Below are 17,057 nucleotides of genomic sequence, written 5' to 3'. Positions count from 1 at the left end.
AATGTGAGCCTCGGCTTTCAAGGGAAGAAATTCTCTGAACCATCGGCATCACAGGGTCAGCATTCTACTGCAGGCAAAGCGGGCACGGTCCTGAGCGGACCATGCAGCCCTAAAACAGCCCTTGCATATGAACGCCGTGCCGTTAGACCTACATCGAAACTCTGCCCAGGGGACTTGATTGAGCACATACCGGGCTGACCCCAAGGACGGGGTAGCGTGGATAACCGGTGGCAGCACCGGGATCGGCCGTTCGGTCGCGCGCCTGCTGGCCCAGCAGGGCTATACGGTTGCTGTGACCGTGCGCCCAAACGACCCGCTGGACACGCTGATCGCCGAAACCAAGGACATGCCGGGCCGCGTGCTGTCCTTTCCGTCAGACGTCACCGACGAAGCCGGCATGGCGGCTGCGGTTGCAGCAATCGAGGCCCAGGCCGGACCAATCGTGCTCGCGGTGCTCAATGCCGGCGCCTACATGCCCGTGACCGGCGACAACCTTTGCATGAAAGCGTTCCGGCAGAGCTTTGCCGTCAATGTCTTCGGCGTGCTTCATGGCCTCGGTCCGGTCATCGATCGCATGCGCAACCGCGGACGCGGGCACATCGTGTTCATGGGCTCGATCAGCGCCTATTTCGGCTGGCCGACCACCGCCGCCTATGGCTCGACCAAGGCCGCGGTCAACATCATCGCCGAGGCGCTGAAGTTCGATCTCGACAAGATGAACATCCGGACCCAGGTGATGAACCCCGGCTTCATCGATACTCCGCTGACGGAAAAGGCCTCGTTCTCGATGCCGGCCATGATGCCGGTCGAACGGGCGGCCGAACGCATCTGCAAGGCAATCCGCAGCAGTGGTTTCGAGGTCACCTTCCCGCGCCGGCTGACCTGGGGCATGAAGCTGCTTTTCCTGCTGCCGCGGCCTATCCGCGAGAAGGCGCTGGTTGCCTCGACCAGATGGAAGCGCGAGCCGCTCGTCTATCTTCGTCGCAACAGCTTCGACTGATCAGTCTGCGCCCCGAGCAAAACAAAAGGCGGCCGGAGCATCTCCGACCGCCTTTTTTGTTCAAGCATTCCTGCCGAACAGAACGCTGATTATGCCGCGCGCGTGTTCGGCTTGCGGTTGCCAAAGCCACGACGCTTGCCGCGGAACGGCTTGCCGCCTTCGGGCCTCTCGCCCTTCGGTGCACCGGAGCCGCCACGCTCGCCACCCTTGGCGAATTTCGGCTTGCCGCCATTACCGCCATTGCCACCGTTGCCACGGCCGCGCTGGCCGTTCGGACGACCCTGGCGACGCTCGCCGGCATCGTCATTGGCCGGCTCGAAGCGCGGCTCACCAGCGGGCCGCTGCGGATCGGGCTGGCCAAGATGGTCGGCATCGACGGTCAGCTTCATGCGGATGATGCGCTCGACCTGCTTGAGCTTGGCGTTTTCCGACGGATCGACAAGCGTGACGGCGACACCATCGGCACCGTTGCGGCCGGTACGGCCGATACGGTGGACGTAGCTTTCAGCCTCGTCCGGCAGGTCGAAATTGACGACGTGGCTTATGCCGGGAACGTCGATACCGCGCGCGGCAATATCGGTCGCCACCAGGATGCGCACCGACCCGTCGCGGAAGCCGTTGAGCGCCTTCTGGCGGGCATTCTGCGACTTGTTGCCGTGAATGACCGCAGCCTCGAAGCCATCGCGCTCGAGATCGCGGGTGACGCGATCGGCGCCGTGCTTGGTACGGGCGAAGACGATCACGGAACGCATCTTCTCGTCGGCAAGCATGTCGGAAAGGATTTTGCGCTTCTGCTTGGTGCGGGCGAGCACGACGCTCTGGCGGATTTCAGCCGCCGTCGTGCCCTGCGGCGCCACTTCGACACGAACCGGATCCCTGAGCAAGCCCTGCGCCAGTTCGGCGATTTCCGCCGGCATGGTCGCCGAGAACAGCGCCGTCTGACGGAACTTGGCGGTCGCCTTGGCGATGCGCTTGACGTCGTTGATGAAGCCCATGTCGAGCATGCGGTCGGCTTCGTCGAGAACCAGCCACTGGGTATCGGCCAGGATCAGGTCGCCCTCGCGCACCAGGTCGGTCAGACGGCCGGGCGTTGCGATCAGGACGTCGACACCGGGTCCGATCTTCTTGACCTGCGAGAAGCGCGACACGCCACCCAGCACGAGTGCGGTCGAGATATGCGCGCCCTTGGCCAGGATCTTGATGGTGTCCTCGATCTGCACGGCGAGTTCGCGCGTCGGCGCAAGGATAAGGGCGCGGGCGGTCTTGGGCCTGCGCTTGGTACCGAGAGCGATGATCTTGGACAGGATCGGCAAAGCGAAGGCTGCGGTCTTGCCGGAGCCGGTCTGCGCGATGCCGAGAATGTCGCGGCCTTCCAGCTGCGCCGGGATCGCCTCAACCTGGATCGGCTTGGGCTCAGTGAACCCGGCAGCGATCGTCGCCTTGAGCAGCGCGCCCGTAATGCCGAGTTTGGCGAAGCCGTTCAGCTCCGCGTTGTTTTCAATGGTCAATATCTTCTTCTTTCATGCGACGACAATCGTCGCAAACATCAATGGCGGCAGGGCGCAACCTACCGGCCTGAATCTTTCATGAAACGACAAGGCGGCGGACGCTCGTCCGCTCGGCTGCGCTGTCGTGCCCGCATGCCTCATGCCGCGGGTCTTTTTCGCCCGCTAACCGTTGCCGGAAATGGGAGAAATCAGACGCAACCAGTCTCCCCGTGGAGAAAGCCGTAAGCCCGGCTCAAGCGCCTATGCCGCCGCATATGGACGATCTGGCACGAAATTGCAACCCTCCGATGCTGCATCGCAACATAGGCATGCACTTCCGACTTCTCCCGAATCTCAGTGCCGGCGCATGACCTCATTCAGGGTATCGAGATCGACGTAGAAGATTCTGGTGATTGCGACGAACAGCTCGTCGCCCCAATAACCGTGCGATTTCAGGATGTTGATGGCGGTGATCATATCGACCGGCTCGATCAGACGCCTCTTCATGCTTTCCTCGACAAACTGCTCCATCGGGCTGTCCCTCTGTCCGAATGTACAGACGCAGTGAACACACACCGTAACGCTCGATCAGCGTATGGAGCTTCGCTTGCGTGGAACTTGCCGGCGCTTCCATCGACGATCAGGGGACGCGGGAAAAAGCGGCGACTCACAAAGCCTTGGAAAGATTACCACGAACAAAACCAGCGACCAGATGCCTCGTCACCGGACCTCCGACCGCATCGAGGCGACGACGTCCAGTGCCAGCCGGCTCATGTCACGGAAAAGCTCCTGCCGCTCGGATGCGTCGGTCTCTTCACCGTTGACCATGCTGTCGACCACGGTACAGATCGACAGGGCCTTGGCGCCGAAGCGCGCGGCGATTGTGTAGAGCGCACTGGTTTCCATATCGACGGACAGCGCGCCATGCGCGCGCACACCGGCAAAGCGGCCGAGCGTATCGGGATGATAAAAGACATCATTGGAAGCGGTCTGGCCGATATGGTGATCAAGGCCGAGCTCGGCCGCACGCTCGGCCGTGCGCCGCAAAAGATCGAAATCCGCGCTCGGGGCATAGTCATAGAGGCCGAAGAGCTGGCGGTTAACGTGACTGTCGGTGCTTGCCGACTGGGAAATGACCAGGCTGCGCAGCCTGACATGTTCGGCAAGCGCCCCGCATGTGCCGACGCGGATCAACGTCTTGGCGCCGTAGACGTCGAGCAGTTCGTGGGCGTAGATCGACATGGAGGGTGCACCGATGCCAGTCGTCTGGACACTGACCGGAACCCCGCGATAACGCCCTGTATAGCCAAGCGCGCCGCGCACCTGGTTCACCCGGCGCATATCATCCAGGAAGGTGCGCGCTATCCATTCTACGCGTTGCGGATCACCTGCCAGCAGGACCGCCTCTGCATAGTCTCCGCGTCGAGCCTCATTATGTGGCGTCGTCTGCATGCCTTACCCCAGGACGATGCGCTTTACCCATGATGGCACTACATTAGCCACGGGGAAAGCTAACCAAACGATTGGGCAGAGCGGTACAGATGCCTGATGGCGTCTGCTAACTTTCGAGAACTTCCTTGACGACAGTCGCCAGTTGCTTGAGCGAGAATGGCTTGGGCAGGAAGCCGAACTGTGCGTCCGCCGGCAGATTCTTGGCGAATGCATCCTCAGCATAACCGGAGACGAAGATGAACTTGATGTCGGGCTGACGCTTGCGCAGCTCGCCAAGCAGTGTCGGCCCATCCATCTCGGGCATCACCACGTCGGAGACGACGACGTCGATCTTGCCGCCGAGCTCCTCGAAGACTTCGAGCGCCTCGACGCCTGAAGATGCTTCATGGACGGTATAGCCGCGCGATGTCAGCGCCCGCATGCCGCCCATGCGCACCGCATCCTCGTCCTCGACCAGCAGAACGGTTGCCGAACCGGAGAGATCCTTGGGCTGGGCCGGCTCAGCCGCCTTGGCAGCGGCAGGCACCGGCGCATCGGCTGCCGGTTTGCCGTCTGCCTCGACCAGGACTGGTGCAGCCTTGGCAACATGACGCGGCAGGAAGATGCGGAACACCGTTCCCTTGCCAACCTCAGAATCGCAATAGATGAAGCCGCCGGTCTGCTTGATGATGCCGTAGACCATCGACAGGCCGAGACCCGTGCCCTTACCCACTTCCTTGGTCGTGAAGAACGGCTCGAAGATCTTCTTGAGCACTTCAGGCGGAATGCCGGTGCCGCTGTCCTCGACTTCGACCAGCACATAGTCGGCCGGCACCAGCTCGCGGTAGCCATAGGCCTTGCACTCTTCGAGCGGCACATTCTTGGTGCGCACCATCAGGTCGCCACCTTGCGGCATGGCATCGCGGGCGTTGACCGCGAGGTTGACGACGACCTGCTCGAACTGGCCGATGTCGGCGCGGATCGGCCAGAGGTCGCGGCCGTGATCGACCTTGAGCTTGATGCTGTTGCCGACCAGGCGGGCGAGCAGCGTCCTGAGGTCGGCCAGCACATCGGTCAGGTTGAGCACTTCGGGGCGAAGCGTCTGCTTGCGCGAGAACGCCAGCAACTGCCGGACCAGCGAGGCGGCGCGGTTGGCATTCTGCTTGATATTCATGATGTCGGGGAAAGAAGGGTCCGACGGACGATGATTGGTCAGCAGCAGGTCCGACGCCATGATGATGGCGGTCAGTACGTTGTTGAAGTCGTGCGCGATGCCGCCGGCGAGCTGGCCGACGGCCTGCATCTTCTGGCTCTGGGCCATCTGGCTTTCGAGCGCCTTCTGCTCGGTGGTTTCGACCGCATAGACGATCGCCGCCTCTTCGGCTCCCTCGGCGTCGGCAACTGCATTGACGTAGAAACGCATGTGGCGCTCCTCATTGTCGGGCAGGACAGTATCGATCGGGGCGATGTCGGCCTGGCGCTGGTGCGCCCTTTCGAGCGCCGCTGCAAACGCCGCGCGGTCGCGCTCGTGAATGACGGTGTCGAGGCGCACGCGCCGGTCGACGGCATCGCGATCGACCACTGTCGAAAACAGCGACAGGAACGGCGCATTGGTGCGCAGGATGCGGCCGCTCTGGTCGACGCCGGCAATCGCCATCGGCGTCGAATTGAAGAAGCGGGTGAAACGCACCTCGGAGGCCCGCAGCTGGGCCGACGAATCCTCGCCCTCGGTGCGGTTCAACACGATGGTGCGCGTCGCACCATTGACGCCCTCGCGGCTGGCCGAGACACGGTGCATGAAGCGCACAGGCAACACCGCACCCTTGACGGTCGCCAGATCGAGATCGATTACGGCGTTGCGGGTCGTGCCGGCGTCGGCTTTAACCGAACGGACCAGCGCCATGCCATCGCCGGCAACGATCTCGTCAAGGGTGATGGCGCCGGGCGTGAAGCTTGCCAGGTCGATGCCGAGCCAGTCGGCCAGCGTGGCGTTGACATAGGTGATGCGACCGTCTTGGTCGGCCGAGAAGAAACCCGCAGGCGCGTGGTCGAGATGGTCGATTGCCTGCTGCAAGTCGAGGAAGAAGCGTTCCTGCTCGGCTCTCTCAGGCGAGATATCGGCAAGTTGCCACGCATTCAGCGGCTGGCGCTGTCCCGGTACATTGAAGGCGCGCGAGCGGACGCGGTACCAGCGTGCGCCGGGAGCTGCACCGGGACGGATGGACTGGGCAAGGCGGAACTCGCCGTCACCGGCCTGACCGTCGCGCAGGCCGGAAGCAAGCTGCGAGATGGTCGCCGAAGCTTCCGGCAGGTCCGAGAGCAGGCTTTCAACGGTCTTGAGTTCAGCGGCAGCGGCAGCGCCCGTCATGTCGGCGTAGGCGCGGTTGGCATAGACGATGCGGCCCTTGGCATCGGTCACGACCAGCCCCTGCGACATTGAATCGACAAATGCCTTGGACAGGCCGTCGGCCGGCGAGCGCGGCGCGATCTGCACGAAGCCGATCGCTGTGGCAAACAGATAGCCGACACCGATCATGGCGAGCACGCCGAGCATGCCCATCAGGAACGGGTCGCCCAGGCGTTCCCGGAACAGGCCGAACAGGATCGCCGCCCCCGTCAACACCACGATGAAGATGACCAGTCGGGTGATGGCATCCGGGCGCGCCGCCTGATCTACGATCGGCATCGGATAAAAGTCGTTGCGCGTTTCCTTGGCCATTCCCTTGCGAGTCTCTCCGGCTCGTTGTCCGCAGCGGTTGAATCACATTCTTAAGACCGGGAAAAGGCCCCACGAGAAGGCGACGCAAGTTCGAGGCAAGATCAGGCGCTTAGTCACGGCTCTACCTGCGAAGCTCGAATGGCAACTTGCCGTACGTACTTGCATGGAGTTAGTGTCGCCGCGGCTCGAAGACGGGGGTAGAAATGTTTGATTGGCTGGATAGCGTGGCGGGCCCCGGTTACGCGGCTGCGGTGTTGTGGACCTTCGCAGCGCTCGTACTGCTCGTCATCGTCCTTGTCATCGTCAAGCTGATCCGCAGCCTGACATTCGGCACGTTCGTCGCCGGCGGCCGCAACAGGAAAACGCGGCTCGCGGTGATGGATGCCACGGCCGTCGACAGCCACCGCCGCCTGGTTCTGGTACGCCGTGACGATGTCGAACATCTGCTCCTCATTGGCGGACCGACCGATGTGGTGGTTGAAACCGACATCCGCATGGCTGCCCCGCGCCGCCCGGCGCTGACCGCAGCCGACAATGGTCACGAAGCAGTTCCCGCAGCACAACGTCCGGCCGCACCTTCCGCCCCGCAGACACCACGACAGCAGCCACCGGCGCCTGCGCGCGCACAGCAGCCTGCCCCGACGCAACAGCAAGCGCCTCGACCGACCCCGGTGCAAGCTGTACCTGCGACGCCCGTCATGCCGGCTGCAGCATCGCGGCCTGCGGTGACGCCGACCTATGTGACTCCAGCCAGACCTGCCCCGACACCTCCGGCGCCGCAGCCGCGCCGAGACGAGATCGACGACACGCTGATGAAGGAACTCGAGGTTTCACTCGATGACAAGCCGGCCAAGAAGGCGGCTGCGCCGGATCTGTCGCTCGACGACGAGATGGCCCGCCTGCTCGGCGAATTCGCTCCGAAGAAATAAGCAGCGCCAGCGACTGACTGGAGCACAAATGAAAAAGGCGGCCGAAGCCGCCTTTTTCCGTGCCTGCGAAGTGGTCAGTCGTCGCGATAGACTTTCTCGCGGCGCTCGTGACGTTCCTGAGCTTCGATCGACAGCGTGGCGATCGGACGGGCGTCCAAGCGCTTCAGCGAGATCGGTTCGCCGGTTTCTTCACAGTATCCGTAGGTGCCTTCGTCGATCCTCTGCAGCGCAGAGTCGATCTTGGAGATCAGCTTGCGTTGACGGTCGCGCGCCCTCAGTTCGATGGCACGGTCCGTCTCCGACGAAGCACGATCGGCGAGATCGGGATGGTTGGCGTTTTCCTGCTGCAGAATTTCGAGCGTTTCACGAGCTTCGCGCAGGATGTCATTCTTCCAGGCGATCAACTTAGCTCTGAAGTACGATTTTTGCCGCTCATTCATGAACGGCTCCTCCTCGGAGGGCACGTAGCCAAGTACAACGGTATCGTTCATTAGACTCACCCGACAACCCCGTTTTGGCGCCTATATATTCGCGGGCCAACCCTCACACAAGCGTATTCAGCGAAAAGTTCACACATGCGCGGACACCCAATGATTCGCAGTGGCAGACCTGCAACTCTCTTCCCAAGAAACGCTTTCACGCACCGTCCGGTTGCAAGGCGACAGGGGCTTGGTTACATGCTGAACTGAAACTATGCGCAGGCTCGTCGGGGGCTTGAGCTTCCGGGAGCGAGATTTGAGCAGGCTTCTTCTACTCAGACACGCCAAAGCAGGTTGGGCCCTCCCCGGGATGCGCGATTTCGACCGGCCGCTCGATGCGACCGGAGTGGCCGATGCGGAAGCCACCGGAGCCGCGATGCGGGCATCCGGCTACGTTCCCGAACTGACGCTCTGCTCGAATGCGAGGCGTGCCCGCGAAACGCTGGAAGGCATCGCCGGCAGCACCGATACCGGCCGCGTGATCTTCACCGACGATCTCTACAGTTCTGACGCCGCCGGCTATCTCGACAAGATCCGCGAGAATGGCCGCCACAGCTCGATCCTCGTCATCGGCCACAATCCAATGATGGAGGACCTGGCGATGGCCGTCACCGGCGACGGCGAGGAACAGGCGCTGCATACGCTGCACACCGGCTTTCCAACTGCAGGACTGGCCGTGATCCGTTTCGAACAGGAGCTGTCGGCGGCAGAGCTCGGAAAAGGTTACCTGGAAGCGTTCCTAACCCCGGCCGATCTTTGAAGTCGCCAGCCATTTCAAAGCCCCGTCACGACACCTATATGCAGCCGGACCTTCAGGGGCCGGACCTTCAGGGGAATGACGATTGGCGTCTCTGACCACCTTTACCGACGAGGCGCGCATTGCCCTCGACACGCTTTCCGGCCGCGCGACAGGGATGTTTTCGCCGTCACTAAGACTTGGCGTCACCGGCCTTTCGCGTGCCGGCAAGACCGTCTTCATCACCGCCCTCGTCCACAATCTGATCCATGGCGGCCGCCTGCCACTGTTCGAAGCGCAGAAATCGGGACGCATTTCGCGTGCCTTGCTTGAAGAGCAGCCCGATGACGCGGTGCCACGTTTCCAGTACGAGGATCATGTCGCGGCCCTCGTCGACAAACGCGCCTGGCCTGACTCGACGCGCGCCATCTCCGAGCTCCGCCTGACCGTGGAATTCGAGTCAGCTTCAGGCTGGAACCGCATGTTTTCAGCCGGAAAACTGTCGATCGACATCATCGACTATCCCGGCGAATGGCTGCTCGACCTGCCCCTGCTCGGCAAGAGCTATGCAGACTTCTCACGCGAGGCTTTCGAACTAGCTCGCCTGCCCGTCCGCTCGGATCTGTCGGAGGCCTGGCGGGCGCTTTCGGCAACGGTGAAGCCGGAAGCAGCCGCACATGAGATGACGGCGCGCGGTCTTGCAGAGAGCTTCGCCGCCTATCTTAAGGCCTGTAAGGACGACGAGCGGGCGCTGTCGACGTTGCCGCCCGGGCGCTTCCTGATGCCCGGCGACCTCGACGGCTCACCGGCCCTGACCTTTGCGCCGCTGCCCGACCTTGGCGAGACCAGGGCAAAGCCAGGCTCACTGCATGCGATGATGGAGCGCCGCTACGAGGCCTACAAGACTTATGTGGTCAAGCCATTCTTCCGCGAACACATAGCACGTCTCGACCGCCAGATCGTGCTGATCGACGCGCTGCAGGCGCTCAACGCCGGTCCAGGCGCGCTTGCCGACCTCGAGCGGGCGGTAACGGAAATCCTCGCTTGCTTCCGCCCGGGTCGCGGCAACATTCTGACCGACCTTTTCTCCCGGCGCATCGACCGCATTCTGGTTGCAGCGACAAAGGCAGACCACCTGCATCATGAAAGCCACGACCGGCTACAGTCGATCGTACGGCGCCTGACCGACCGCGCCGTCGCCCGCGCCAATCTCTCCGGCGCCGAGGTCGACGTACTGGCGCTTGCCGCCGTGCGCGCCACCCGCGAAGGCACGGTCAAGCAGGGGCGCGAGACGCTTCAGGTCATCATCGGCACGCCGATCGAGGGCGAGCGGATCGGTAAGGAACGTTTCGACGGAAATGCCGAAACAGCCATATTTCCCGGTGACTTGCCGGAAAAGGCGGATGTCGTCTTTCAGGACTTTGGCACCAATCATCGGCAGGACGCCAACGATCCGACGATCCGCTTCGTGCGTTTCCGCCCGCCCCGCCTCGAACGCACCGCCGAAGGCGTGACGCTGTCGTTGCCGCATATCCGGCTCGACCGCGCGTTGCAGTTCCTGATCGGAGATCATCTCGCATGAGCCGAAAGCCCGCTGCATTCCGTCTCGAGCCCGAAGTTGCCGTAAACTCACCGACGAAACCCGAGGCGCCAGACCGCTCCGAACGCAAGCCTCGCGCATTGGCCGTCGAGGCCGTCGCGGTCACGCCGGCCGAGATCGACGTCTTTGACGAGGCGGACCTGGCGTCGGCAGCACCGCCACCCGCCACGGCGCCGAAGCGCAAGTCATGGCTCGGAACTGTCTTCCTGGGTGCCGCGAGCATCCTCGTCTCGCTCGGCGTCGGCCTGTGGACCGATCGCCTGATCCGCGACCTGTTCAGCCGCGCCGACTGGCTCGGCTGGCTTGCGACAGGAGCAGCTGCTGTGGCGCTGCTGGCCTTGGTCGTCATTCTTTGCCGCGAACTCTTTGCCCTGGTCAGGCTCGCCTCGGTCGAGCGCCTGCGCAATCGCGCAACCGACGCCATCGAACGCAACGATCCGCACCAGGCGCGCGCCGTCGTTGACGAATTGGCGAAGTTCGTTGCCGCCCGCCCCGAAACCGCAGCCGGTCGGCGGATGCTCGACGCGCAGCGCCACGAGGTAATCGACGGTGCTGATCTGGTCAGGCTGGCCGAGACCGAAATTCTGACGCCGCTCGACGCGCAGGCCAAGATTCTGATCCTCGATGCCGCCAAGCGCGTGTCGCTGGTGACGGCGATCAGCCCCCGCGCGCTGGTCGACATCGCCTATGTGGTGTTCGAGGCCGGCCGTCTCATCCGCAGGCTTGCCGAACTCTATGGTGGTCGTCCCGGCACTCTCGGCTTCTTCAGGCTGGCCCGCAGCGCGCTGGCGCATCTGGCGGTCACCGGTTCAATCGCCGTCGGCGACAGCTTTGTCCAGCAGATCGTCGGTCACGGGCTGGCTGCCAAACTGTCGGCAAAGCTCGGCGAAGGTGTGGTCAACGGCATGATGACGGCGCGCATCGGCATTGCAGCGATGGAGACGGCGCGGCCCCTGCCCTTCGATGCCGTCAAGCGGCCGGGCATGGGTGATTTCCTCTCTGCGCTCACCACTTTTGCGACCAAAGACAAGGCCGCCGACAAGTCTAAATAGACGAAGCATTAACCATTTTTCGCCATGGTCCCTGCAACAAATCGTTCCAGTTTTCTGTTGCCGGGTGTGCCTATGAAGCGCTTGTTCCTGTCCGCCGTCCTGCCCGTCATGGCGGTTTCGCTGTCGGGCGCGGCGCACGCCGAAGCCGTCAAGTCGCCCGAACGCGACAAGAAGTTCTTCAAGTCGGTGGAAGGCGCCTGGACCGGCCCCGGCGAGATCGTCGCCGGCAAGTACAAGGGCACCAAGTTCAACTGCAACTTCACCGGTTCGACGCCCGATGGCAAGGTCGGCATGTCGCTCGATGGTGGCTGCCGCGTGGGCGTTTTTACCCAGAAAATGTCGGCGACGATTGAACAGGCCGGTCGCGCTGGCTATCGCGGCACGTTCCTCGACGGCTCCGAGGGCAAAGGCCTCGACATCGTCTCAGGCAATGTGGTCGACGGTCGCAAGGTCATCCTGTCGATCAACCGCAACCAACTGAACGGCGTCATGCAGGCGCGCGTGTCAGATGAGAACTCCATGCACGTCACCATTTCGGTGCGTGTCGACAAGCAGCTGGTGCCGGTCATCGGCATGAAGCTCATGCGTGTCGACGACACCGCGGTCGGCGCCATCGCCAAGAACTGAATTTTTTGCGTCCAAACAAAAAAGGGCGGTGCCTTAGGCGCCGCCCTTTTTCGATTCTCGCCGCGAAAATCAGCCCTTGATGGCGGTCAGCAGCTCGTCATAGGCCTTGCAGGCATCCGCCGACGTGGTCGCGCCGGTGTACTTGGAAGCGACTTCCTGCACCTTGGTTGCCAGTTCGGCCGCCTTGGTCGGGTCCTTGGTCACGGCTTCCTGGACGGCTGCCGCAACTTCCTGGCTCTTCTTGGTCAGGGTTTCGGCCGTGCATTCCGGCGCCTTGGAACAGGCCGACAGGCCCAGTGCGGCAACGCCGAGCACGGCAAACACTACATTCTTCATCAAAAAGTCCTCTCCTCGTAGCCGGCGACGTGCCGGCGGCAGTTCAGCCCCACGCTGGCCGAAACCAAGTCCGCCTTAGCGTCATGGCCTGTCACACGCAATGGTGGGTTGTGGGGCCAAGGAAACGAGGACCTGACAAGCAGTGATTCTGCCATGTCGTCATTCGACGGCCGAGTGGACTGTTCGCGAGGCTCCGAAGCACCTATCTTTGCCTATCCTCCTGCGGCCCATGCCGCACAATCACTGATAATACGGATACACGCATGGCAGCTGAAGCATCGGGCAGCGAACTGGTTCAGGTGGTGGCGCTGCTTGCGGCCGGCGTCATCGCCGTTCCCATTTTCAAGCGGCTCGGGCTCGGGTCCATCCTCGGCTATCTGTCCGCGGGCGTCGTCATCGGCCCATTCGGCATCGGCGTCTTCTCCGAAGCTGCAACCATCCTGCATGTCGCCGAACTCGGCGTGGTGATGTTCCTGTTCATCATCGGCCTTGAAATGCAACCATCCCGGCTCTGGGGGCTGAGGCGCGAGATCTTCGGCCTCGGTGCGCTGCAGGTCGGTCTTTGCGCTGTATTGCTCACCGCCGTCGGACTGGCCACAGGCTTCCCCATATCCCAGTCCTTTGTCGCAGGTGCGGGCTTCGTGCTGACGTCGACGGCGATCGTCATGCAGCTGCTCGAGGAACGCGGCGAGCTCGGCACACCAAAGGGCCAGCGCATGGTCTCGATCCTGCTGCTCGAGGACCTTGCCATCGTTCCGCTGCTGGCGCTCGTCGCCTTCCTCGCACCAGTCGCCGCCTCCGACCACGGCACCGGCTGGGCCGAGCGCTTTACCGAGATAGGCATCGGCGTCGGCGCAATCGTCGGCCTGGTCTTCGCCGGGCGCTACCTGCTTAACCCGCTGTTTCGCATCCTTGCCGAATCGCGCGCCCGCGAAGTGATGACTGCAGCTGCCCTGCTTGTCGTTCTGGGGTCGGCGCTCGCCATGCAGCTCAGCGGCCTGTCGATGGCGATGGGTGCGTTCCTCGCCGGCGTGCTGCTCTCCGAATCGACCTTCCGCCACCAGCTCGAGGCCGACGTCGAACCCTTCCGCGGCATCCTGCTCGGCATGTTCTTCATTGCCGTCGGCATGTCGCTCGACCTCGGCGTGGTCGCCGCCAACTGGCAGATGATCGCTGCCTATGTCGTCATCTACATGTTCATGAAGGGGCTCGGCATCTATGTCGTCGCGCGCTTCCTGCGCTCAGGCCATCGCGAGGCGCTGGAGCGCGCCGTCGTCATGGCGCAGGGTGGCGAGTTCGCCTTCGTGCTCTATTCCTCGGCGCTAGCGGTCGGCATCATCGACGGCGAGGCCAACGCCATACTGACGGCCATCATCATCATCTCGATGGTGCTGACGCCGTTGGCCATCGCTGTTCTGCGCCGGATCACGCCTCCGGTCGAACAGTCGCTGGAAGGCGTGGACGTCGCCGCCGAACTCAGCGGCACGGTGCTGATCATCGGCTTCGGCCGCTTCGGCCAGATCGTCAGCCAGCCATTGCTGCTACGCGGAATCGACGTCTCGATCATCGACAACGACGTCGAGATGATCCAGGCGGCCGGCGACTTCGGCTTCAAGATCTATTATGGCGATGGCACCCGGCTCGACATCCTCCATGCCGCCGGCGCAGGCCGGGCACGCGCCGTACTCATCTGCGTCGACAAGGAAGAGGTTGCCGTGCGCATTGCCGAGCAGATGCGAGCCGAGTTCCCGTTGGTGCCGGTACTGGCGCGCGCCTATGACCGCGGCACCGCGATCCAGCTGATCCGTGCCGGCGTAGACTACCAGCTGCTCGAGACTTTCGAATCGGCGCTGATGTTTGGCGGTGCCACGTTGCAGCGCCTCGGAGAAGACCCCGATGACGTCGCCGAAGTGATCGAAGAGGTACGCGTGCGCGACGCCGCCCGCCTGGACCTGCAGATCGCCGGCGACATCCAGTCAGGGGGCGACTACCTCCAGGGCAACATACCGGAACCGGTGCCGACGCCGCTGACGCAGCCACGCCGCAGCGCCAAGGCTCTGAACGAGGAAGCGGCGGACGCGCTCAGCAAGAAAACCGGCGAGAAGGCGGAGAGGATCTGACAATGACACAAGTGGACAGGAAGCGGGCGAGCGAGGTCGTCGCATTCTGGCGTGAGGCAGGCCTTGAACGATGGTTCGGCAAGGACGATGTCTTCGACAGCCATTTCCGCGAGCGCCTGGGCGACCTGCATATGGCGGCGGCAAAGCGGCAGTGCGACCACTGGGCGGCCGATGCCGAAGGCGCGCTGGCCTTGATGATCCTGCTTGACCAGTTTCCGCGCAACTGCTTCCGCGGCTCGGGCCACATGTACGCCACCGACCCGCTGGCTCGGCACTTCGCCCGCCAGGCCATTGGCGATGGCCACGACATGGCCACCGATGGGCCGATTCGGGTGTTCTTCTACCTGCCCTTCTCGCATTCGGAGACGCTGGCCGACCACGACATCCCGCTGGAGCGGTCGACGAAGCTCGGCGGAGACTTCACCAAGCATGCCATCGGCCATCGCGACATCGTTGCCCGTTTCGGCCGTTTCCCGCACCGCAACTTCCTGCTTGGACGCGAATCCACACCGCAGGAAATCGCGTTTCTGGAAAGCGGCGGGTTCTCAGGCTAGCCGGGCTCAGAGCTCCAGCCGCATCAGCGGACGGCCCGGCTTGCGCTCGGCCGCCCTGATGAAGCCTGCTTTTTCGAAGACCCTGCTCGAGCCGACATAAAGGCCGACCGAGCGCGAATCCTTGGACTGGTCCATAGGGCACGCCTCCAGCACCTTCGCACCGGAGCTGCGCGCGAACGCGATACCCGCATCGACAAGCTGGTGGGTCAGGCCCTGGCCGCGCGCCTTGTTGCGAATGAAGAAACACGAGATCGCCCAGACGGCGGCGTCCTTGGCATCTTCGGGCGAAAATGGCGCGGACGCCCTGCCGGAATTGTTGAACTCGGGCACGTCGGCGCGCGGACCGACCTGCATCCAGCCAACCGCTTGACCACCCTCGAAAGCGAGCAGGCCAGGCGGTGGACCGGCCTCGATGCGCGCCTTGATGTGATCCTTGTTGCGCTCGCGCGTGCTCTCGCGGCGCGCGGCCGGCGGCAGCCGGAAATAGGTGCACCAGCAGCCGTAGCACGCGCCCTGCTTGCCAAACAGGTCCTCGAAATGTGGCCACATGTCAGGGGTCAACGGTGAGATGACATCAGTCACGGCATAACTCCCTCACCCCGGCTTGTCGTCGCAGGTCGGCTGGCATAAAATCCGATTTGTTCTCTTTATGTTCGCAGCGATGACGATGCCTGTCAACGACCCCAGCCACGGTTTCTGCCGCGACTGCCTGAGCCTTCAGCGTGGCTCGGGACCACGTTGCCATGCCTGCGGCAGCCCGCGACTGCTGCGTCACCCCGAGCTCTACCGGCTGCAGATCGCCCATATCGACTGCGACGCCTTTTATGCGGCGGTGGAGAAGCGCGACAATCCCGCGCTCAAGGACAGGCCGGTCATCATCGGCGGCGGCAAGCGCGGCGTGGTGTCGACGGCCTGCTACATCGCCCGCATCCATGGGGTGCGTTCGGCAATGCCGATGTTCAAGGCACTGGAGGCGTGCCCCGAGGCAGTCGTCATCACGCCTGACATGGAAAAATATGTCCGCGTCGGCCGCGAAGTCCGGGCGATGATGCAGGCGCTGACGCCAATGGTCGAGCCGCTGTCGATCGACGAGGCCTTCCTCGACCTCGCCGGCACCGAGCAACTGCACGCCCTGCCGCCAGCGCTGGTGCTGGCGCGCTTCACCGCCGCGGTGGAAAAGGAAATCGGCATCACAGTCTCGGCCGGGCTCTCCTACTGCAAGTTCCTCGCAAAGATCGCCTCGGATTTCCGCAAGCCGCGCGGCTTTGCCCTCATCGGCGAAGCCGAGGCGCCTGCTTTCCTTGCTCAGCAGCCAGTGACGATGATCTGGGGCGTCGGCAAGGCATTTGCGGCGACGCTGGAACGCGACGGCATCCGCAGCATCGGCCAGCTCCAACGGATGGAGCTCAACGAGCTGATGCGGCGCTACGGCACGATGGGCAGCAGGCTCTATCACCTGTCGCGCGGCCAGGACGACCGCAAGGTGTCGCCCGATCAGGAAGCCAAGAGCGTGTCGGCGGAAACGACCTTCGACACGGATCTCGCCTCGTCGGACGAGCTGGTGCCGGTGCTGCGGGCATTGTCCGAAAAAGTCTCGGCGCGGCTCAAGAAGGCGGGCATTGCCGGCCGTACCGTGGTGCTGAAGCTCAAATCGCAGGACTTCAAGCTGCGCACCCGCAACCGCCAGCTCGCCGACCCGACCAAGCTTGCCCACCGCATCTTCCAGACCGGGCTGCAACTGCTGGAAAAGGAAACCGACGGCACCAAGTATCGCCTGCTCGGCATCGGCGTCAGCGATCTCTCGGACGACCAGCGCGCCGATCCGCCCGATCTCGTCGACCTTCTATCTCGCAAGCGCGCCCTGGCCGAGGGCGCCATCGACTCGCTGCGCGACAAGTTCGGCCGCAAGGCGGTCGAGACCGGCTATACCTTCGGCAAGGGCAGGAACGCGCACCCGCCGGAACCGCTTGACGATTGAGCCAGGCAG

16 protein-coding genes are annotated in these 17,057 nt (G+C 63.4%); 9 read left to right on the top strand and 7 right to left on the bottom strand.

The annotated features are described in order from the left end of the window. Nucleotides 1–178: 178 nt before the first annotated feature. A complete protein-coding gene (locus NDO48_RS04745) occupies nucleotides 179–1,000 on the top strand; it encodes an SDR family NAD(P)-dependent oxidoreductase (protein ID WP_267320911.1) in 822 nt (273 codons plus the stop codon). 89 nt (nucleotides 1,001–1,089) lie between these two features. Here NDO48_RS04745 and NDO48_RS04740 read toward each other — a convergent pair whose 3' ends face one another. The 4 genes from NDO48_RS04740 to cckA all read right to left on the bottom strand — a co-directional run bounded on the left by NDO48_RS04740 (nucleotide 1,090) and on the right by cckA (nucleotide 6,637). Next, nucleotides 1,090–2,508: a DEAD/DEAH box helicase gene (locus tag NDO48_RS04740; protein ID WP_267320910.1), complete on the bottom strand. Its 1,419-nt coding sequence runs from the start codon at nucleotides 2,506–2,508 to the stop codon at nucleotides 1,090–1,092. A gap of 333 nt (nucleotides 2,509–2,841) precedes the next feature. Further along, the gene (locus NDO48_RS04735; RefSeq protein WP_018427784.1) at nucleotides 2,842–3,018 is read right to left on the bottom strand and encodes a hypothetical protein; all 177 of its coding nucleotides are present in this window, start codon (nucleotides 3,016–3,018) and stop codon (nucleotides 2,842–2,844) included. A 189-nt stretch (nucleotides 3,019–3,207) separates the two neighbouring features. Further along, nucleotides 3,208–3,939, bottom strand: a complete 732-nt coding sequence (deoD, locus tag NDO48_RS04730) for a purine-nucleoside phosphorylase (RefSeq protein ID WP_267320909.1) — start codon at nucleotides 3,937–3,939, stop codon at nucleotides 3,208–3,210. A gap of 106 nt (nucleotides 3,940–4,045) precedes the next feature. Then, entirely contained in the window at nucleotides 4,046–6,637 is a 2,592-nt protein-coding gene (cckA, locus tag NDO48_RS04725; protein WP_267320908.1) for a cell cycle histidine kinase CckA, read from the bottom strand. A 203-nt stretch (nucleotides 6,638–6,840) separates the two neighbouring features. On the opposite strand from cckA, the gene NDO48_RS04720 reads away from it, so the two are divergent. Continuing rightward, the gene (locus NDO48_RS04720) at nucleotides 6,841–7,566 is read left to right on the top strand and encodes a flagellar biosynthetic protein FliO (RefSeq protein WP_267320907.1); all 726 of its coding nucleotides are present in this window, start codon (nucleotides 6,841–6,843) and stop codon (nucleotides 7,564–7,566) included. Nucleotides 7,567–7,640: 74 nt separating this feature from the next. On the opposite strand, the gene dksA is transcribed toward NDO48_RS04720, so the two are convergent. Continuing rightward, nucleotides 7,641–8,057, bottom strand: coding sequence for an RNA polymerase-binding protein DksA (dksA, locus tag NDO48_RS04715; RefSeq protein WP_026227156.1), 417 nt, complete (start codon nucleotides 8,055–8,057; stop codon nucleotides 7,641–7,643). Nucleotides 8,058–8,301: 244 nt separating this feature from the next. Here dksA and NDO48_RS04710 point away from each other — a divergent pair, with 244 nt between their 5' ends. From NDO48_RS04710 to NDO48_RS04695, 4 genes are all read left to right on the top strand, one after another. Continuing rightward, a complete protein-coding gene (locus tag NDO48_RS04710; RefSeq protein WP_026227155.1) occupies nucleotides 8,302–8,805 on the top strand; it encodes a SixA phosphatase family protein in 504 nt (167 codons plus the stop codon). 82 nt (nucleotides 8,806–8,887) lie between these two features. Beyond that, complete coding sequence (locus NDO48_RS04705; RefSeq protein WP_267320906.1) at nucleotides 8,888–10,363, top strand: YcjX family protein; 1,476 nt, start codon at nucleotides 8,888–8,890, stop codon at nucleotides 10,361–10,363. Beyond that, on the top strand, nucleotides 10,360–11,433 hold the full coding sequence (locus NDO48_RS04700; RefSeq protein WP_267320905.1) for a YcjF family protein: 1,074 nt from the start codon (nucleotides 10,360–10,362) through the stop codon (nucleotides 11,431–11,433). The genes NDO48_RS04705 and NDO48_RS04700 overlap by 4 nt, the downstream gene beginning before the upstream one ends. Before the next feature lie 72 nt (nucleotides 11,434–11,505). Further along, entirely contained in the window at nucleotides 11,506–12,060 is a 555-nt protein-coding gene (locus NDO48_RS04695; RefSeq protein ID WP_267320904.1) for a hypothetical protein, read from the top strand. 69 nt (nucleotides 12,061–12,129) lie between these two features. On the opposite strand, the gene NDO48_RS04690 is transcribed toward NDO48_RS04695, so the two are convergent. Then, entirely contained in the window at nucleotides 12,130–12,396 is a 267-nt protein-coding gene (locus tag NDO48_RS04690) for a hypothetical protein (RefSeq protein ID WP_018427775.1), read from the bottom strand. A 263-nt stretch (nucleotides 12,397–12,659) separates the two neighbouring features. Here NDO48_RS04690 and NDO48_RS04685 point away from each other — a divergent pair, with 263 nt between their 5' ends. Next, nucleotides 12,660–14,516 carry a monovalent cation:proton antiporter-2 (CPA2) family protein gene (locus NDO48_RS04685; RefSeq protein WP_267320903.1) on the top strand — a complete coding sequence of 619 codons (1,857 nt, stop codon included), beginning with the start codon at nucleotides 12,660–12,662 and terminating at the stop codon, nucleotides 14,514–14,516. 2 nt (nucleotides 14,517–14,518) lie between these two features. Continuing rightward, nucleotides 14,519–15,070 carry a DUF924 family protein gene (locus tag NDO48_RS04680; RefSeq protein ID WP_026227154.1) on the top strand — a complete coding sequence of 184 codons (552 nt, stop codon included), beginning with the start codon at nucleotides 14,519–14,521 and terminating at the stop codon, nucleotides 15,068–15,070. Between the two features lie 6 nt (nucleotides 15,071–15,076). Here NDO48_RS04680 and NDO48_RS04675 read toward each other — a convergent pair whose 3' ends face one another. Continuing rightward, complete coding sequence (locus tag NDO48_RS04675) at nucleotides 15,077–15,619, bottom strand: GNAT family N-acetyltransferase (protein ID WP_018427772.1); 543 nt, start codon at nucleotides 15,617–15,619, stop codon at nucleotides 15,077–15,079. Between the two features lie 100 nt (nucleotides 15,620–15,719). Between NDO48_RS04675 and NDO48_RS04670 the strand changes: the two genes are divergently transcribed. Further along, complete coding sequence (locus NDO48_RS04670; protein ID WP_267320902.1) at nucleotides 15,720–17,048, top strand: DNA polymerase IV; 1,329 nt, start codon at nucleotides 15,720–15,722, stop codon at nucleotides 17,046–17,048. Nucleotides 17,049–17,057: the final 9 nt, after the last annotated feature.

The sequence above is a fragment of the Aminobacter sp. MET-1 genome (assembly GCF_026521175.1).
Taxonomy (GTDB): domain Bacteria; phylum Pseudomonadota; class Alphaproteobacteria; order Rhizobiales; family Rhizobiaceae; genus Aminobacter.
Note: the sequence above shows the minus strand (reverse complement) of the source record. Positions and strands in the feature narration are given on the sequence as shown.